We start from the raw sequence: 15594 nt of genomic DNA, 5'->3' as shown, positions 1-15594 counted from the left end.
GAGCCTATCGGTTTTCCTGAAGTCTGGTTTCCTGCGATGCGCGTTCCAGTAGAGCGATCAACCGCGCCTGCCCTGCGGTCGGGCGCCAGCCGGTGCGGGTGGTGATGCCGATCATCCGCACCGTATCGGTCAGCTCGGGACCGATCCGTACCAGCAGCCCGGCATCCACCTCCAGCGCGACCTGATCGGGCGACAACAGCGTCAGGAGATCGCTGGTCGCCAGCAGCCCGCGGATCACCATCACCGACCCGCATTCGACCGGTACGTTGGGAAGCGGGCGGCCGGCGAACAGCGTCTCCCAATGGCTGCGCAGCGGTGTGCCGATCGGCCCGACGACCCAGTTCTGCGCGGCCAGCCGTTCCAGATCGACCGCCTGCCCGGCAAGCGGATGGCCGGCGCGGGCGAAGATGGCGAGCCGGTCGGTGAACAAGGGCAATTGATCGATCCCGGGCGGCGGGTCGCTGCGCAGCGCGCCGATCATCAGGTCGATCACCCCGTCGAGCAGCGGGTCGATCAACTCGCGCCACGACCCTTCCACCACGTCGATGAGCGTCCCGCGGGCATCGGGCAGGAAAATGGCGAGCGCATGGGGCAGCAAAAGCGCGCGGCTGAGCGGCATCGCGCCGACGGCGATCCGGCCACCTTCCGCCGCATCGCCGCGTGCCTCGGCGATACCGGCGGCGATCTCCCCCGCCGCCAGTCGCACGCCGCGCGCCAGCGCGCGACCGGCGGGGGTCAGCACCATGCCGCGCCCGCGCCGTTCGGCCAGCGGCGTCGCCCAGATCTGTTCCAGTTCGCGTACCGCGCGGTGGATCGCCGGTTGCGACAGGCCGCTGCTCGCCGCCGCCCCGGCAAAGCCGCCGGCATCGGCGAAGTGCAGGAACGCCTCGGCCTGGGTCGCGGTCATCAGCGCGTCGGGCCGGGCGAAGCCGCGCTTGCCGCTGCGCCGTCCGACCCCCGCCAGCAGGGCGAAGGCACGCTCGGTCCGCTCGGCCAGCGCCAGCCCGGCGGCGGTTGCGGCCATGCCGTCGGGCTGGCGTTCGAACAGCCGGGTGCCGAGTTGCCGCTCCATCTTGCTCAACCCTTGCGTCAGCGCGGGCTGCGACAGACCGGCGACCTCGGCGGCGCGGTTGAGGCTGCGTTCGGCGACGATATGGCCGATGGCACGCAGATGGCGCAGGTTAAGATCGAACGGCTTCACGGCACGCGGATATAGCAAAAACTTATGACGTGCGCGCAAGATGGATTGGCCTTGGCCGGCGCGACGCGGGACGGACGATGCGATTTGCCGGCAGAAAGGATCGCCATGAACGTCGTCGTGCAGAATATCGAACGGGCCGACGCGGCGGTCATCGACGGGCTGGCGGCGGCGGGTGTCGCCACGGTGCACGAGGCGCAGGGCCGGATCGGGCTGCTGGGCGCCTATCTGCGGCCGATCTATCCCGGTGCGCGGATTGCCGGCAGCGCGGTGACGATTTCCGCAGCGCCCGGCGACAACTGGATGGTGCATGTCGCGATCGAACAATTGAAGGCGGGCGATATCCTCGTCCTCGCACCGACTTCGCCGTGCATCGACGGCTATTTCGGCGACCTGCTGGCGACCAGCGCGATGGCGCGGGGCTGTCGCGGGCTGGTGATTGATGCGGGTGTACGCGACGTGCGCGACCTGACGCAGATGGGCTTTCCGGTGTGGTCGAAGGCAGTGTTCGCGCAAGGGACGGTGAAGAACACGCTGGGGTCGGTCAATGTCCCGGTGGTCTGCGCCGGGGCGGGCGTAGAGGCGGGCGACGTGATCGTGGCCGATGACGACGGCGTATGCGTGGTGAAGCGGGCGGATGCGGCGGCGGTGCTGGAGAAGGCCCGCGCGCGCGAAGCGGCGGAAGAGGGCAAGCGGGTGCGGCTGGCGGCAGGTGAACTCGGCCTCGACATATACGACATGCGGCCGCGGCTGGAAGCGATGGGGCTGAAATATGTCTGATGGCGTGCGCTGCATGTGGATGCGCGGGGGATCGTCGAAAGGGGGATATTTCCTGAAGGACGACCTGCCCGCCGATCCGGCGGAGCGCGATGCGTTCCTGCTGCGCATCATGGGGTCGCCCGATCCGCGGCAGATCGACGGGATGGGCGGGGCGGACCCGCTGACCAGCAAGGTCGCGGTAGTCGGGGCTTCGGCGCGCGAGGGCGTGGACGTCGACTATCTGTTTTTGCAGGTGTTCGTCGATCAGGCGATCGTGACCGATGCGCAGAATTGCGGGAATATCCTGGCGGGCGTCGGGCCGTTCGCGATCGAGCGTGGACTGGTCGCCGCGGCGGACGGGGAGACGCGGGTCGCGATCTTCATGGAGAATACGGGCCAGGTGGCGGTCGCCACGGTGCAGACGCCGGACGGGCGTGTGACCTATGCGGGGGAGGCAGCGATCAGCGGGGTGCCGGGCACCGCCGCGCCGGTGCCGCTGGCGTTTCGCGATACGGGGGGGGCGTCGTGCGGCGCGCTGCTGCCTACCGGCAACGGGGTCGATGTCATCGATGGGGTAGGGGTGACGATGATCGACAATGGCATGCCCTGCGTAGTGATCGCGGCGCAAGACGTTGGAATCACCGGCTATGAGGATCGCGAGACGCTGGAAGCGAATGACGCGATGAAGGCGCGGGTGGAGGCGATCCGGTTGCAGGCCGGGCCGCTGATGAACCTGGGCGACGTGACGGCCAAGTCGGTGCCCAAGATGATGCTGGTCGCAGCACCCAGGGACGGCGGGGCGATTGCGGTGCGGTCGCTGATCCCGCACCGGGTCCATGCGTCGATCGGGGTGCTGGGGGCGGTGAGTGTCGCGACCGCGTGCCTGATCCCGGATTCACCGGCGGCGAAGGTGGCGAAGGTGCCGCAGGGCAGGCAATTGACCCTGGGGGTCGAGCACCCGAGCGGGGTGACCGAATGCGTCGTTACGCTGGACGAAGCGGGGCAGCCGATCGAGGCGGGGATGTTGCGAACCGCGCGGAAGTTGATGGACGGGGAGGTTTTAGCGTGAAGGACGAACAGGGACGCATCCGCAGCTGGACGCTGGAACCCTCCACGCCGCGCTTCGTGCCCCCGCCGGGCGCGGTCGACGCGCATTGCCACGTGTTCGGGCCGCAGGGGGAATTTCCGTTCAGTGCCAAGGCGAAATACCTGCCGCAGGATGCCGGGCCGGACGCGCTGTTCGCGCTGCGCCGGACATTGGGGTTCAGCCGCAACGTAATCGTGCAGGCGAGCTGCCACGGCACCGACAATCGTGCCACCTTGCACGCCATCGCCGTGTCGGAAGGGACGTGCCGGGGCGTGGCGGTGGTCGATCCCGCGATCAGCGACGCGGAACTGGACGCGCTGCACGCGGGCGGCATTCGCGGGGTGCGGTTCAATTTTCTGAAGCGGCTGGTGGACGACGCGCCCAAGGACAAGTTCCTCGACGTGGCGCGGCGGATCGAGCGGCTCGGCTGGCATGTCGTCGTCTATTTCGAGGCGGACCTGCTGGAGGAGATGCGTGCCTTTCTGGCGGCGATCCCGGTGCCGGTGGTGATCGATCACATGGGGCGGCCCGATGTGGCGCAGGGGCCGGACGGCGCGGATATGAACGCGTTTCGCCGCCTGCTCGACAGCCGGGACGATATCTGGACGAAGGTGACGTGCCCCGACCGGCTGGACCCGGCGGGGCCGCCCTATGCCGATTTCGTGGCGGCGGTGCGACCGCTGGTCGAGGCGTACCCGGATCGGGTGCTGTGGGGGACGGACTGGCCGCATCCCAATATGGAGAGCGTGCTGCCCGACGACGGGGCGCTGGTCGATGTGATCCCGGCGATTGCGCGGACGGCCGAATTGCAGCGTCGGTTATTGGTGGACAATCCGATGCGGTTGTACTGGCCGGAGGAAGTGTAACCTTCGGCGCCGGGCGTGGGAGGAGGAGAAGAAGCGGGCCCCCGGGTCAAGCCCCGGGTGACGATGGGGATGGGCTTGCCGCCTGACGACGGGTTGCTGGTTGACGTGATCGCGGTGATCGCGGTGACGGTGGCATTGCAGCGTCGGTTGCTGGTGGACAATCCGATGCGGTTGTATTGGCCGGAGGCGGCGTAATCTCTCCGTCACCCCGGGCTTGATCCGGGGTGACAATGGGGGTTTGGCTAGTGCCCCTCTTACGCCTTCTGGCAGGTGAACGCCGCCGCCTTTTCCGTGTCGGTCGCCCCCGCCACCGGTCGTGCGACCAGGGGATAGGGGCAGAGCGGGCGGGTGCGGCCGGGCCACGGCGTCATCGGACCGGCGCTCGCCTCGATCCGGTCGGGGGCCTGGCCCTGTTCGACCCAGCGGACCAAGGCGCCGAGGCCGTCGAACTGGTCGGTCGCCGGACCGCCCTGACAGTGCGCCATGCCGGGCACCGGGAAGATGCGGACGAAGCTCGGGGCCTGTCCGGCGTTGGACCGGTTCACGTCGTTCCACCACGCGATGGTGTCGTTGATCGAGAAGACCGGATCGGATGCGCCGTGCGGCACGATCATCCGCCCGCCGCGCTTGCGGAAGCGCGATAGGTCGCTCGACCGGGCGGCGATGTCTTCCCATGCCGAACGCGGAAAGCCCGGCGCGGTGGCGTGGATCGCGGCCGGATCGCGGTCGAAGTCATAGGCCATGGCATAGTCCATGCCGGCCTGCGGCCCCGGACCCAGCGCACGCGGCGGGGTGGAGAAGATCGTCGCCAGCGCCGGCGCGCCCATTCCGGCGTTGATCGACGGCACCGCCGGGGTTTCCAGCCCCAGTTTCCAGATGCGCCAGCCATTGTCGGCCATGCCGGCATCCCAGGGGAAGCTGGCATAGAGCGATTGTCCCCGGCTGTCGCGCGGACCGCCGAAGCCGCGCACCATCGCGTCGATTTGCGCGGGGGCGAGGCAGCTCTGGTTCTTCTGCCCGCTGCACTGGCGCGCGCGCAGTTCGCGCACGACTTCCGCCGTGCCGCACTGGGCGAACGCGCCGACCAGTCCGTCGGCAAGCCCGTCCTTCGCGTCGCACGCCGCCAGCACCGCTTGCCGTGCGAGTAGCAGGTCGGCGTTGGAGAATGCCTGCGCCAGACGGGCGACCGGTACGCTCTTTTCACCGGGCGCGCGGACCAGGGCGGCATAGCTTTGCGTGTCCCATGCCTCGGCAATCGCCGCCTTGGGCAGGGCGAAGCCGGGGGCGGCGGCAAGGATGCCGTCGAACGCCTCCGGGTAGCGTTGGGCGAAGGCCATGCCCTCCTGCCCGCCCTTCGAACAGCCCGCGAAATAGCTGTGCGCCGGGTCGCCGCCATAGCGCCGCTTCAGGATCGCGCGGGCGGCGTCATAGCTGGCCTTCAGCGACGCATGGCCGTAATCGGCGCGCGCCTGTGCATCGAAGCCGAACGCGACCGCGCCGCCGCGTGCCGGGTCGGCATTGGTTTCGTTGGAATGGCCCGAATCCTGACTGATGACGGCAAAGCCCTGCGCCAGCGCGGTTGCCCCGGCGTTGAGCGGCCCGACCGCCGAGCCGATGTCGCCATTGGTGCCGCCGCCGCCCTGGAACAGGAAACGGCGGTTCCATTGGTCGGGCAGGCGCATGCGGAAGCGGATGGCGTATCGCTGGCCGTCCTGCCCGGTGCGTTCCCGCAAGACGCCGGTGACTTCGCAATGCGCGGGAAGGGGCGCAGTCTTCGCCCCCATGCCCAGATCCAGCACCAGCCCGGCGGCGCGGTCGTCGGCGGTCAGGATGCGCATGGTCGGATCGCTCCAGCCGCCCGCCATCAGCGCGGCGCAACCCTGCGGCGTGGATGCTTGTGTTGCGGCGATCGGCGTGACCGGCGTCGCGCATCCCGCCAGCGCCGACCCGGCGAGGATCGCGGCCATCGTAACCTGCCGTCGCGTCATGTTGCTCTCCATCGTCATGCCAGCTGATAGACGGTGATCCGCACCGCCGCCCCGTCCGCCGGATCGGCCGGGCCGACCGTGCCGAGGAAATTGCCCTGGTTGAGCCAGCCATGCTTGCCGAGCGGCACTTCGAACACCGGGGTCGTGCGGACCTTACCATCGAACACCACGCCCTTGTTGGTGATGTGGATGAGGGTGCCGTCTGCCTCGCGCATCAGATAGGCGGCCTCCAGCAGGGTCGATCCGTCGGCGCGGACGAGTTGCCAGTCCATCCCCTCGGGCAGGATCGTGCCGGAGATGCGCGGACCGGCGAAGCGGCCGCCGGTGATCGGGATGCGGATGCGCTTGCCCATCGGCGTCGCGCCGACCTCCTCCGCCTTGCCCAGCGTCACGATCGCTTCATAGACGAAGGTCAGGCCGATGCTGGTCAGCCGTTCGGGGGTTGCCGCCGCCGCGCCGCCGGGGAGCGCCGCCGATCCGGCCAGCGCGGCGGAGGCGCCGAGCATCGCGCGCCGTGTCCAGCCGTCCGTCATCGAATCGACCATCCTATATCCACTCCGAATATTGTTATGTTATATATCTAACGTGGGTTGCCGGCGTCAACCGGTCTTGGCGAACTGGCGCTGGAGCCAGTGGTCGAACGTCTCGACCCAGTGCCCGACCGGCAGGGTGGGGGAGCCGACGCCGAAGCCGTGGCCGCCCTCCGCCGCGAAATGCGCCTCGACCGGGCGACCCGCGCGACGCAGCGCGGCCATCATCGCCATGCTGTTGTCGGGCACGACCGCGCCATCGTCCATCGCGTGCAGCAGGAAGGTCGGCGGGGTCGTGGCGGTGACATGGTCGGCGGGCGAGCGGCGGGCGATCGCCGCTGCGCTCGGCTTCTTGCCCAGCAGCCGTTCGGCGGAGAGCGCATGGGTGAAGGGCGGGGCGGCGGCGATCACCGGATAGATCAGCGCGGCGGCATCGGGCCGGGCATCGATCCGGTCGACGGCGTCGTGCGCCGGATAGACGGTCTGCGCGAAGTCGGTTTCGAGTGTCGCGGCGAGGTGCCCGCCCGCCGAAAAGCCCAGCACCGCGACCCGGTGCGGGTCGAGGCCGTCCTTCGACGCGGCGGCGCGGACCATGCGCAGGCCGCGCTGCGCATCCTGCAATGGCACGTCGGCGCGGTTGGCCCAGCCTTCGCCGGGCAGGCGATAGACAAGGACATAGACGGTATAGCCCAGCGCGTTCAGCCGCTCGGCGATCTCGACGCCTTCATTGCCGATCGACAGGAAGTCGTAGGCGCCGCCGGGGACGACCAGCACCGACGCGCCATTGGCGCGCGCCGGGCGGAACAGGCGCAGGCCGGGCCGGTCGATATTGCGCAGGAAGGTGGCCGGGCTGTCGGCCGGGACCGTGACCGGGCGGAAGCCGCCGCCCGGCGGGGTGCCGGTCCATAGCGGCACGAACGGCGCGGCGGTCCATGCGGCGGGCGGGGCGGGGCGTTCAGCCATGGCGGCGGGTTTCTGCGCGACGGCGACGCCCGTACCGAGGGCGAGCGACAGCAGCAACGCGGCGCGAAGGGGCAGGGAAAGGGCGGCCATGGGCAATATCCTGTCGGAGTATCATGTCGCCGCGCCATCGATCCCGAAGGCGCGGCGCAGCGCGGCGATCTTGGCGGCGGTGAAGCGCTTGGCAAGCCCGGTTTCGGGCGCGACGGCATCGAAGCCGTGGAACGCGCCCGGCGTCACGACCAGCTCGGTCGGCACGCCCGCCGCGTTCAGCCGCCGGGCATAATCCATGTCCTCGTCGACGAAGAGGTCGACCCCGCCGACGCCGATGAAGGTCGGCGGCAGGCCCGACAGGTCGCGCACCCGCGCCGGCACCCCGGCGGCGGGAACGGACGCCCCGCCCGGTGCCTGCCCCAGGAAGGACCGCCAACCGAAGACATTGGCCGGTGCGTCCCAGCCGATCCGCCCGATGAACGGCGGCACGGTGCGGGTGCTGCCGGTGCGGTCGTCGAGCATCGGGTAGATCAGGATCTGCGCGCATAGCGGCACGCTGCGGCGGTCGCGCGCCATCAGCGCGAGCAGCGCGGCATGGCCGCCGCCCGCGCTTTCGCCCATCACCGCGATCCGGGCGGGATCGACGCCGAGCGTGGCGGCATTGGCGTGGAGCCACAGCAGCGCGGCATGATTGTCGGCGACCGAACCGACATAGCTGGTTTCGGGGGCCAGCCGATATTCGACGGTGACGACGGCGCAGTCGAGCTGCCGGGCAAGGTCCTGGCATTGCAGGATCGATCCGCTGGCCGACCCGACGATATAGCCGCCGCCATGGGTGTGCAGGATGGCGGGACGGCGGGTGCCGGGCCTGGCGTTGATGACGTAGATCGTCACCGGCGGCTGGCCCGGCGCACCCGGAATGCGGCGTTCGACATGGGGAATGTCGGTCGCGGGCGGCGGCTGGGGCCCGGCGCGCATCGTCTTATAGGCTTGCGTAATCGGCGGCATGGCGGCGACCATCGCCTGGATCTGGCGGGCGCCGGCGCGCAGTTCGGGGGCGACCGCCGCGATCGGATCGGGCAGGGCGGCCGTAGCGCGGGCGAGGGCACCGATGGGTAGCGCCATTGCCACCCCGGCCAGTGCTACGCCGCGCAATACGTCCCGCCGTTCCAGTGTCATGCCACCTCTCCCGCAGCCGCCACCGCTTCCGCCGCCCGCTGCTTAGATATGTTCTATAACTTCGTGTCTGCGCTGCGCGGAATGCGTTTGCAAACGATTTTAGATATTGTTATGAACTATTGCAGTTGGAGGATGCCAACGCAGGAGAGGAACAGGCGGATCACCGCCGGCCGTTCGCGTTTCGCGACGGTCCCGATCCCCGTTCGCGTCCGAAAGACGACGGACATGGGAGGATCATCATGCGTAAGTGGACGTTGCTGCTGGCGGGAACCGCCTTGTTGCCGGCAGGTGCCTGGGCACAGGATGCCGCGCCGCCGAGCGACCCGGTCACCGCGACCGCCGCCAGCGACGACAGCGCGGTGGGCGAGATCATCGTGACGGGGCAGAAGACGTCCGAACGCCTGTCGCGCGCGCCGATCGCGATCAGCGTGGTGTCGCAGGATTCGCTGACCCGGCAGGGCGTCGATTCGGCCTCCGCGCTGGCGACCACCGTGCCGAATTTGCAACTGAGCGCCAATGGCTTCGCGGTGCGCGGCATCGGCAGCAACAACAGCTTCAGCGGCTATTCGACGGTCGCGACGCAGATCGACGGCATCTACGAACCCTCGGCACAGGCGCTGTCGTTCGGCCTCTATGACCTGGGCGCGGTGGAGGTGCTGCGCGGGCCGCAGGGCACCGTCTATGGCCGCAACGCGACCGCCGGCGTCGTCAACATCAACACCGCCGACCCGCGCAGGACGCGCGGCGTCACCGCCGACCTGCAAATCGGCCGCTTCAACGAAGTCCGCGCGCGCGCCGCCGTCGATCTGCCGGTCAGCGATGCGTGGCGGCTGCGCTTTGCCGCCTATCGCCAGGTCGATGACGGGGTGGACGATAATTTCGGCGCAAGGCACGGCTATGGCAAGACCGACCAGTCGGGGCTGCGCGTCACCTCGCTGCTCGACGTCGGGCCGGTGACGTGGCGGCTGTCGCTGAACTATGGCCGCAACGAGGGGACGGTTCCGGCGAGCTACCTGACCAGCATCAACACTTATCCGCAGGGCAATCTGGCCGCTGGCACCTTCGGGCCGCGGCAGGTGATCGAGACCGACGCGCTGAACGTCGGACAGGCGGCGGTGCGCGACAACCGCATGGACCTCGAATATTATTCCGCCCGCTCGCGGCTGGGGTGGCAGGTCGCCGACGGGCTCTCACTGACCTATCTGGCGGGCTATACGCTGCTGAAGAACGACGGCATCGATGCCGCGACCGGCGTGTTTTCGCAGGAATCGATCGATCGACGCACCGAAAGCTGGTCGCATGAGGTCAACGTCAATTACGACCGCGGCATATTGAACCTCGTGCTCGGCGGGTTCCTGTATCAGGATCGCCAGCCGTCGGGCACGCGGCTGCTGCATGCTGGCGACACCGCGCCCGCGCCGTTCAACACCGTCTACAACCTGATCGGCGCGAAGATCGCGGGGACCGGCACCGGCATCTCGACGATCAGCGGCGTCGATGTCGTCACCAGCTATCGCGGGCAGGGCACCAAGTCGCAGGCGGTGTTCGGGCAGGGGACGCTGGAAATCCTGCCGGGCCTCAAGCTGATCGGCGGCATCCGTTCGACCTGGGAACAGGTGAACGCACGCAACATCGAGCTGGTGTGCCCCGGCGACACGATCGACCGGCAGAACATTACGCCCACGACCTGCCCCGGCATCCCGTTCGTCTTTGCGCTGTCGAACGATACCAACCGGCCCGAGGCGAAGTTCGACAATATCAGCTGGAAGGTCGGCGCCAATTACGAGGTCAGCCCGACCACGCTCGTCTATGCGACGGTCAGCACCGGCTTCCGTGGCGGCGGGCTGGAGGCGAGCGGCAATGCGCCGCAGTTCCGCCAGTACCGTCCGGAAACGGTGACCAACTACGAAGCGGGCGTCCGCACCACATTGATGGACGGCAAGCTGTATCTGAGCGCCACCGGCTTCAACATGGAGTATAAGGACCTGCAGGTGTCCAGCATCGTGCTGAACCCGCTGACCAACCAGGTATCGGCCGTCACCACCAATGCCGCGACGGCGCGGTTGCGCGGGATCGAGCTGGAGGCGAGCTTGCGCCCGACCCCGCGTGACCGGATCGGCGGCTATGTCTCCTACCTCGACGCGCGGATCAAATCCTTCCCTACGGCGTCGGACAATCTCAATTCGGCGAGCGGCAATTACAACGCCTTCGCCCCGGCGTTCGGGTTCCGGCCGCTGCCGGCCAACCTGATCCTCGATGCGTCGGGCAACCGGCTGGCCAACGCACCGAAGTGGAGCGGGCGGTTCAGCTATGCCCACACCTTCGACCTGTCGAGCGGCGGGCGGGTGATCCCGAGCGTCGATTTCTATGCCCAGTCGCCGACCTATAGCGACGTGCAGAATTATGCGCAGAGCCGGCGCGATGCGTACACCAAGACCGACCTGAATTTACGGTTCGAGGATGCGGACGACCGCTATTCGATCACCGCCTTCGTCAACAATGTCGAGGACAGCCGCGTGCCCAACACGCTGGTGACCGTGTGGAGTTCGACCACCGCCAATTACGATCCGCCGCGCACCTATGGCGTGCGGCTGGGCATGAATTTGCGGTGAGGCGGAAGGCCGGGGCGGTGCGTAGCCGCTCCGGTCGTTCCTCCCATCTGGCACCTTCACCGTACCCCCGCGCAGGCGGGGGTCCAGGGTACCACGCACGAACCGTCGTTCATGTGGCTCTGGACCCCCGCCTGCGCGGGGGTACGGCACGCCTGCTCACTCGCTGTAATCGGACCAGAAGACCGAATCCCGCGCCTGGGTCGGATCGCGGCCGATGAAGCATTCGGCGACCAGCTTGCGCAACCACGACACCGCCGGGTCGGTGTGCGAGCGCCGGTGCCAGAACTGGCGCAGCTCGACGCCGGGCACGGTGAAGGGCAGCGGCAACAGTTTCAGGCCCAGCAGCCGGGCATAGATGCGCCCGACCGCCTGCGGGACGACGGTGATCATGTCCGACCCGGCGACCAGCAGCGGCACGCTCATGAAATGCGGCGAATGTAGCGCGATGCGGCGGTTGAGGCCCAGTTCGCGCACCTGTCGTTCGAAGCGTTCCTGACTGCGCCCCTCCTGCGACACGACGATATGGTCCAGTGCCAGGAACTGGTCGAGGGTGAGCGTGTCGCCGATCGTCGGATGGTCGCCGCGTACCAGGCAGACGAAATGCTGCACGAACAGCGTCTGTTCGAACAGGCTGGCGGAATTGGCGTCGGTCAGGTGACCGATGGCGAGGTCGACCGTGCCGCGCGCCATGCCGTCGATCAGCTGGGCGGGATCGGCCGCGACGGAATGCACCGTCACCCCCGGCGCCCGCTCCCGCAACCGCGCCATCAGGTCGGGGAGGAAGACGAGGTCGCCCAGATCCGACAGGCTGATGGTGAAGCTGCGGTCGGAGCGGGCGGGATCGAACCGGCCGGCGGGTAGGATTTCGGACTGGATCGTCGCGAGCGTGCGCAGCACGGGTTCGCGCAATTCCTCCGCCAGCGCGGTCGGCACCATCGCGCCGCCCTGCCGCACGAACAGGTCGTCGCCGAAATGGTCGCGCAGGCGGCGCAGCGCAATGCTGACGCCCGGCTGGGTCAGGCCGAGCGTGCGGGCGGCGCCGGAGACGCTGCCTTGCGAGAATAGCGCATCGAGGACGCGGAGCAGGTTCAGGTCGAGTGGCGGCATGTGAACCAGTTATACTAGGTATAAGCGGGATATGCGATGCTTATGGCGGGGCCGACTGATAGCATCATGTCATGAACCGAGAGCCGTCGCGAACGGCCGGACAGGAGCAGGACATGACCATCGATACGCTCGTAGCCCCGCCCAAGCCGCGTGCCGCTGCACCGCAGGCACCGCGCACAACCTGGCCGGTCAACGCATGGTATGTCGCCGCGACCGCCGCCGAGATCACCGACAAGCCGCTCGCGCGCCAGATCACCGGACGGCGGATGGTGTTCTTCCGTCCGGCGAGCGGCGGCGTGGTCGCGCTCGAGGATTTCTGCCCGCATCGCGGTGCGCCGCTGTCGCTCGGCTTCGTGCGCGGCGATACGATCGTGTGCGGCTATCACGGGCTGGCGCTCAACTGCAAAGGACGGCCGGACAATATGCCGGGGCAGCAGGTCGGCAAGTTCCCGTCGGCGCAGAACTTCCCGGTGATCGAACGCTATGGCTTCATCTGGGTATGGCCGGGCGATCCCGAACAGGCATCGGCCGACAAGCTGCATCCGTTGCCCTGGGCGGAAAGCCCCGACTGGGCCTATGGCGGGGGGCTGTTCCATATCGCGTGCGATTATCGGCTGATGATCGACAACCTGATGGACCTGACCCACGAAACCTATGTCCATGCCAGCAGCATCGGGCAGAAGGAGATCGACGAGGCGCCGGTCAAGACCGAGGTGACGCCCGAAGAGGTCGTCACCAGCCGGGTGATGGACGGGGTGACGGCGCCGCCCTTCTGGCGGATGGCGCTGCGCGGGGCGGGACTGCCCGAGGATGCGGTGGTCGACCGGTGGCAGAAATGCCGGTTCAGCCTGCCCAGCCATGTGATGATCGAGGTCGGCGTCGCCTTGCAGGGGGAGGGTGGCTATGACGCGCCGGTGACCAAGAAGGCGGCGAGCATCGTCGTCGACTTCATCACGCCCGAGACCGAGACGTCGCACTGGTATTTCTGGGGCATGGCACGGCAGTTCGCGGTGGACGATGCGGCGTTGACCGAGTCGATCCGCGAAGGGCAGGGAAAGATTTTCTCCGAGGATCTCGACATGCTCGAACAGCAGCAGCGCAACCTGACCCAATTTCCTGAGCGCAAGTTGCTGAAACTGAACATCGATGCCGGTGGCGTGCGGTCGCGGCTGATGATCGACCGGGCGATCGCGCGCGAACAGGTCGAGGCCGAATGAGTACGGACCCGCGCCGGTTCGACGTGCTGATCGTCGGCGGCGGCCATGGCGGTGCGCAGGCGGCGATTGCGCTGCGGCAAAAGGGGTTTGCCGGCACGATCGCGATCGTCGGCGAAGAGGTCGATCCGCCCTATGAACGGCCGCCCTTGTCGAAGGAATATCTGGCCGGGGACAAGCCGTTCGAGCGCATCCTGCTGCGTCCGCTCGCCTTCTGGGCCGAGCGATCGATCGAGTTGCTGCTCGGCCGGCGGGTGGTGCGGGTCGATGCCGATGCGCACCGGGTCGAGACGGCCGCGGGCGAGGCGTTCGCCTATGGCCAGTTGATCTGGGCGACCGGCGGCAGCCCGCGGCGGCTGACGTGCAGCGGGCACGACCTGCCCGGCATCCATGGCGTGCGGACGCGGGCCGATGTCGATGCGATCATGGCCGAGCTGGACGAGGTGCAGCGGGTCTGCATCATCGGCGGCGGCTATATCGGGCTGGAAGCGGCGGCGGTGCTGACCAAGTTCGGCAAGCAGGTGACGCTGCTGGAAGCGCAGGACCGCGTGCTGGCGCGGGTCGCGGGCGCGCCGTTGTCGGCCTTTTACGAAGCCGAACACCGCGCGGCGGGGGTCGACCTGCGGACCGGGGTGACGGTCGATTGTATCGAACGCGGCGCGCAGGGCGGGCTGTCGGTGCGGACCGCCGATGACGGGGCGTTCGCGTGCGAGATGGTGATCGTCGGCATCGGCATCCTGCCGGCGGTCGAGCCGTTGCTGGCCGCCGGCGCTGTGGGCGGTAACGGCGTCGAGGTCGATGCGTGGTGCCGCACGACGCTGCCGGATATCTTCGCCATCGGCGATTGCGCGGTGCAGGCGAACCGCTTTGCGGAAGATGCGCGCATCCGGGTCGAAAGCGTGCAGAATGCCAACGACCAGGCGGCGACCGTCGCGACGCTGATCGCGACCGGCGAGGCGGCGGCCCATGCAGCGCTGCCCTGGTTCTGGTCGAACCAATATGATCTGCGGTTGCAGACGGTCGGGCTGTCGATGGGCCATGACGATGTGGTGGTCCGGGGCGGCATGGCCACGCGGGCCTTTTCGCTCGTCTATATGCGTCGGGGGCAGGTGATCGCGCTCGATTGCGTGAACGTCACCCGCGATTATGTGCAGGGGCGCAAGCTGGTCGAGCAGGGCGCGTCGCCGCCGCGCGAGCGGCTGGCCGATGCGGCCGTGCCGCTCAAGGAGTTGTTGTGATGCCGATGCTGACCGTGACGACTCGCGACGGAGCGGTGCGCGAGATCGATGGGCCGGTCGGACTGTCGGTGATGGAGGCGATCCGCGACGGCGGGATCGACGAACTGGCGGCAGTGTGCGGCGGATGCTGTTCGTGCGCGACCTGCCATGTCTATGTCGATGCTGGCGACATGGCGCTGCTGCCACCGATGACGGCGGATGAGGACGACTTGCTCGACGCGTCGGAGCATCGCACCGCGCGGTCGCGGCTGTCGTGCCAGATCACGGTGTTCGACGGGCTGCGGGTGGAGGTTGCGCCGGAGGACTGAGCCGGGCAATGCCCAATCCCTCAACGTCACCCCGGGTCAAGCCCGGGGTGACGACGGAATTGGCTCAGTCGGTCGTCACCGCGCGCTGTTCGATCCGCTCCAGCAGGTCGAGCAGGGTCGCCTTTTCCGCAGCGGTGAAGCCCGACAGCAGCCGCTCCTCGTGCGCCTCGATCCGTGCGACGCATTCGGTCAGCATGCGCTGCCCCTCCGCCGACATGCCGAGGGTGAAGGCGCGGCGGTCGGTCGGGTCGGTTTCGCGGACGATCAGCCCCGCCTCGATCAGTTCGTTGATCAGCGGCACCATATTGGCGCGCTTGATCCCCAGCAGGCGGCCGACCGTGCCCTGGTTGATTCCCGGATTGTCGGCGACGACCGCCAGGATGCCCATCGGGATCTGGCGGATACCGGTGCCCTCCAGCGTCACGGCGAAGTCGCTGGCGAAGACGGCGGAGGCGCGGCGCAGGCGATAGCCGACCAGCCGGCCGAGCGTCGTGGTATGGGGTTGCGGTTCGGTCATGCCGATGGGGAAGCCATGTTCCGCGAACCGCGTCAAA

At 68.4% G+C, this 15594-nt stretch carries 14 protein-coding genes and 1 pseudogene; 8 read left to right on the top strand and 7 right to left on the bottom strand.

What is annotated here, in order from left to right:
• Positions 1-4: 4 nt before the first annotated feature.
• Positions 5-1201 (bottom strand): LysR family transcriptional regulator, encoded by a 1197-nt coding sequence (locus tag CA237_RS12170; protein ID WP_066689358.1) that lies wholly within the window; start codon positions 1199-1201, stop codon positions 5-7.
• A gap of 105 nt (positions 1202-1306) precedes the next feature.
• Between CA237_RS12170 and ligK the strand changes: the two genes are divergently transcribed.
• From ligK to CA237_RS12150, 4 genes and pseudogenes are all read left to right on the top strand, one after another.
• On the top strand, positions 1307-1978 hold the full coding sequence (gene ligK / locus CA237_RS12165; RefSeq protein ID WP_066689208.1) for a 4-carboxy-4-hydroxy-2-oxoadipate aldolase/oxaloacetate decarboxylase: 672 nt from the start codon (positions 1307-1309) through the stop codon (positions 1976-1978).
• Entirely contained in the window at positions 1971-3026 is a 1056-nt protein-coding gene (locus CA237_RS12160; protein ID WP_066689210.1) for a 4-oxalomesaconate tautomerase, read from the top strand. Before ligK ends, CA237_RS12160 begins: the two co-directional genes overlap by 8 nt.
• The gene (locus tag CA237_RS12155) at positions 3023-3910 is read left to right on the top strand and encodes an amidohydrolase family protein (protein ID WP_066689212.1); all 888 of its coding nucleotides are present in this window, start codon (positions 3023-3025) and stop codon (positions 3908-3910) included. Before CA237_RS12160 ends, CA237_RS12155 begins: the two co-directional genes overlap by 4 nt.
• Positions 3911-3991: 81 nt before the next feature.
• Positions 3992-4105: pseudogene (locus CA237_RS12150) on the top strand (2-pyrone-4,6-dicarboxylate hydrolase); the annotation flags it as partial.
• A 59-nt stretch (positions 4106-4164) separates the two neighbouring features.
• Here CA237_RS12150 and CA237_RS12145 read toward each other — a convergent pair.
• From CA237_RS12145 to CA237_RS12130, 4 genes are read right to left on the bottom strand one after another with little or no spacing between them, the layout of a single operon-like run.
• Positions 4165-5898 (bottom strand): tannase/feruloyl esterase family alpha/beta hydrolase, encoded by a 1734-nt coding sequence (locus CA237_RS12145; protein ID WP_084401396.1) that lies wholly within the window; start codon positions 5896-5898, stop codon positions 4165-4167.
• A 14-nt stretch (positions 5899-5912) separates the two neighbouring features.
• Complete coding sequence (locus CA237_RS12140) at positions 5913-6443, bottom strand: DUF3237 domain-containing protein (protein WP_066689214.1); 531 nt, start codon at positions 6441-6443, stop codon at positions 5913-5915.
• Positions 6444-6497: 54 nt separating this feature from the next.
• A complete protein-coding gene (locus CA237_RS12135; RefSeq protein ID WP_066689216.1) occupies positions 6498-7481 on the bottom strand; it encodes an alpha/beta hydrolase in 984 nt (327 codons plus the stop codon).
• Between the two features lie 21 nt (positions 7482-7502).
• Positions 7503-8561, bottom strand: a complete 1059-nt coding sequence (locus CA237_RS12130) for an alpha/beta hydrolase (RefSeq protein ID WP_066689217.1) — start codon at positions 8559-8561, stop codon at positions 7503-7505.
• A gap of 239 nt (positions 8562-8800) precedes the next feature.
• Here CA237_RS12130 and CA237_RS12125 point away from each other — a divergent pair, with 239 nt between their 5' ends.
• On the top strand, positions 8801-11173 hold the full coding sequence (locus tag CA237_RS12125; RefSeq protein ID WP_126014219.1) for a TonB-dependent receptor: 2373 nt from the start codon (positions 8801-8803) through the stop codon (positions 11171-11173).
• Between the two features lie 156 nt (positions 11174-11329).
• Here the strand turns inward: CA237_RS12125 and CA237_RS12120 are convergent, their stop codons facing one another.
• Entirely contained in the window at positions 11330-12280 is a 951-nt protein-coding gene (locus tag CA237_RS12120) for a LysR family transcriptional regulator (protein ID WP_066689219.1), read from the bottom strand.
• A gap of 113 nt (positions 12281-12393) precedes the next feature.
• Here CA237_RS12120 and CA237_RS12115 point away from each other — a divergent pair, with 113 nt between their 5' ends.
• From CA237_RS12115 to CA237_RS12105, 3 genes are read left to right on the top strand one after another with little or no spacing between them, the layout of a single operon-like run.
• Positions 12394-13497 (top strand): aromatic ring-hydroxylating dioxygenase subunit alpha, encoded by a 1104-nt coding sequence (locus CA237_RS12115; protein ID WP_084401387.1) that lies wholly within the window; start codon positions 12394-12396, stop codon positions 13495-13497.
• A complete protein-coding gene (locus CA237_RS12110; RefSeq protein WP_066689223.1) occupies positions 13494-14732 on the top strand; it encodes an FAD-dependent oxidoreductase in 1239 nt (412 codons plus the stop codon). Before CA237_RS12115 ends, CA237_RS12110 begins: the two co-directional genes overlap by 4 nt.
• Positions 14732-15040 (top strand): 2Fe-2S iron-sulfur cluster-binding protein, encoded by a 309-nt coding sequence (locus CA237_RS12105; RefSeq protein WP_066689225.1) that lies wholly within the window; start codon positions 14732-14734, stop codon positions 15038-15040. Before CA237_RS12110 ends, CA237_RS12105 begins: the two co-directional genes overlap by 1 nt.
• 64 nt (positions 15041-15104) lie before the next feature.
• On the opposite strand, the gene CA237_RS12100 is transcribed toward CA237_RS12105, so the two are convergent.
• Positions 15105-15593, bottom strand: a complete 489-nt coding sequence (locus CA237_RS12100) for a MarR family transcriptional regulator (RefSeq protein ID WP_232307888.1) — start codon at positions 15591-15593, stop codon at positions 15105-15107.
• Position 15594: the final 1 nt, after the last annotated feature.

It is taken from the genome of Sphingomonas sp. ABOLH, assembly GCF_003951715.1.
Taxonomy (GTDB): domain Bacteria; phylum Pseudomonadota; class Alphaproteobacteria; order Sphingomonadales; family Sphingomonadaceae; genus Sphingomonas; species Sphingomonas hankookensis_A.
This window is presented reverse-complemented; position numbering and strand designations above follow the sequence as displayed.

Coding starts and splice junctions, on each gene's coding strand:
- ligK (WP_066689208.1), top strand. CDS start 1,307: ATGAACGTCGTCGTGCAGAATATCGAACGGGCCGACGCGGCGGTCATC.
- CA237_RS12120 (WP_066689219.1), bottom strand. CDS start 12,280: ATGCCGCCACTCGACCTGAACCTGCTCCGCGTCCTCGATGCGCTATTC.
- CA237_RS12130 (WP_066689217.1), bottom strand. CDS start 8,561: ATGACACTGGAACGGCGGGACGTATTGCGCGGCGTAGCACTGGCCGGG.
- CA237_RS12110 (WP_066689223.1), top strand. CDS start 13,494: ATGAGTACGGACCCGCGCCGGTTCGACGTGCTGATCGTCGGCGGCGGC.
- CA237_RS12115 (WP_084401387.1), top strand. CDS start 12,394: ATGACCATCGATACGCTCGTAGCCCCGCCCAAGCCGCGTGCCGCTGCA.
- CA237_RS12160 (WP_066689210.1), top strand. CDS start 1,971: ATGTCTGATGGCGTGCGCTGCATGTGGATGCGCGGGGGATCGTCGAAA.
- CA237_RS12145 (WP_084401396.1), bottom strand. CDS start 5,898: ATGACGCGACGGCAGGTTACGATGGCCGCGATCCTCGCCGGGTCGGCG.
- CA237_RS12140 (WP_066689214.1), bottom strand. CDS start 6,443: ATGGTCGATTCGATGACGGACGGCTGGACACGGCGCGCGATGCTCGGC.
- CA237_RS12135 (WP_066689216.1), bottom strand. CDS start 7,481: ATGGCCGCCCTTTCCCTGCCCCTTCGCGCCGCGTTGCTGCTGTCGCTC.
- CA237_RS12125 (WP_126014219.1), top strand. CDS start 8,801: ATGCGTAAGTGGACGTTGCTGCTGGCGGGAACCGCCTTGTTGCCGGCA.
- CA237_RS12105 (WP_066689225.1), top strand. CDS start 14,732: ATGCCGATGCTGACCGTGACGACTCGCGACGGAGCGGTGCGCGAGATC.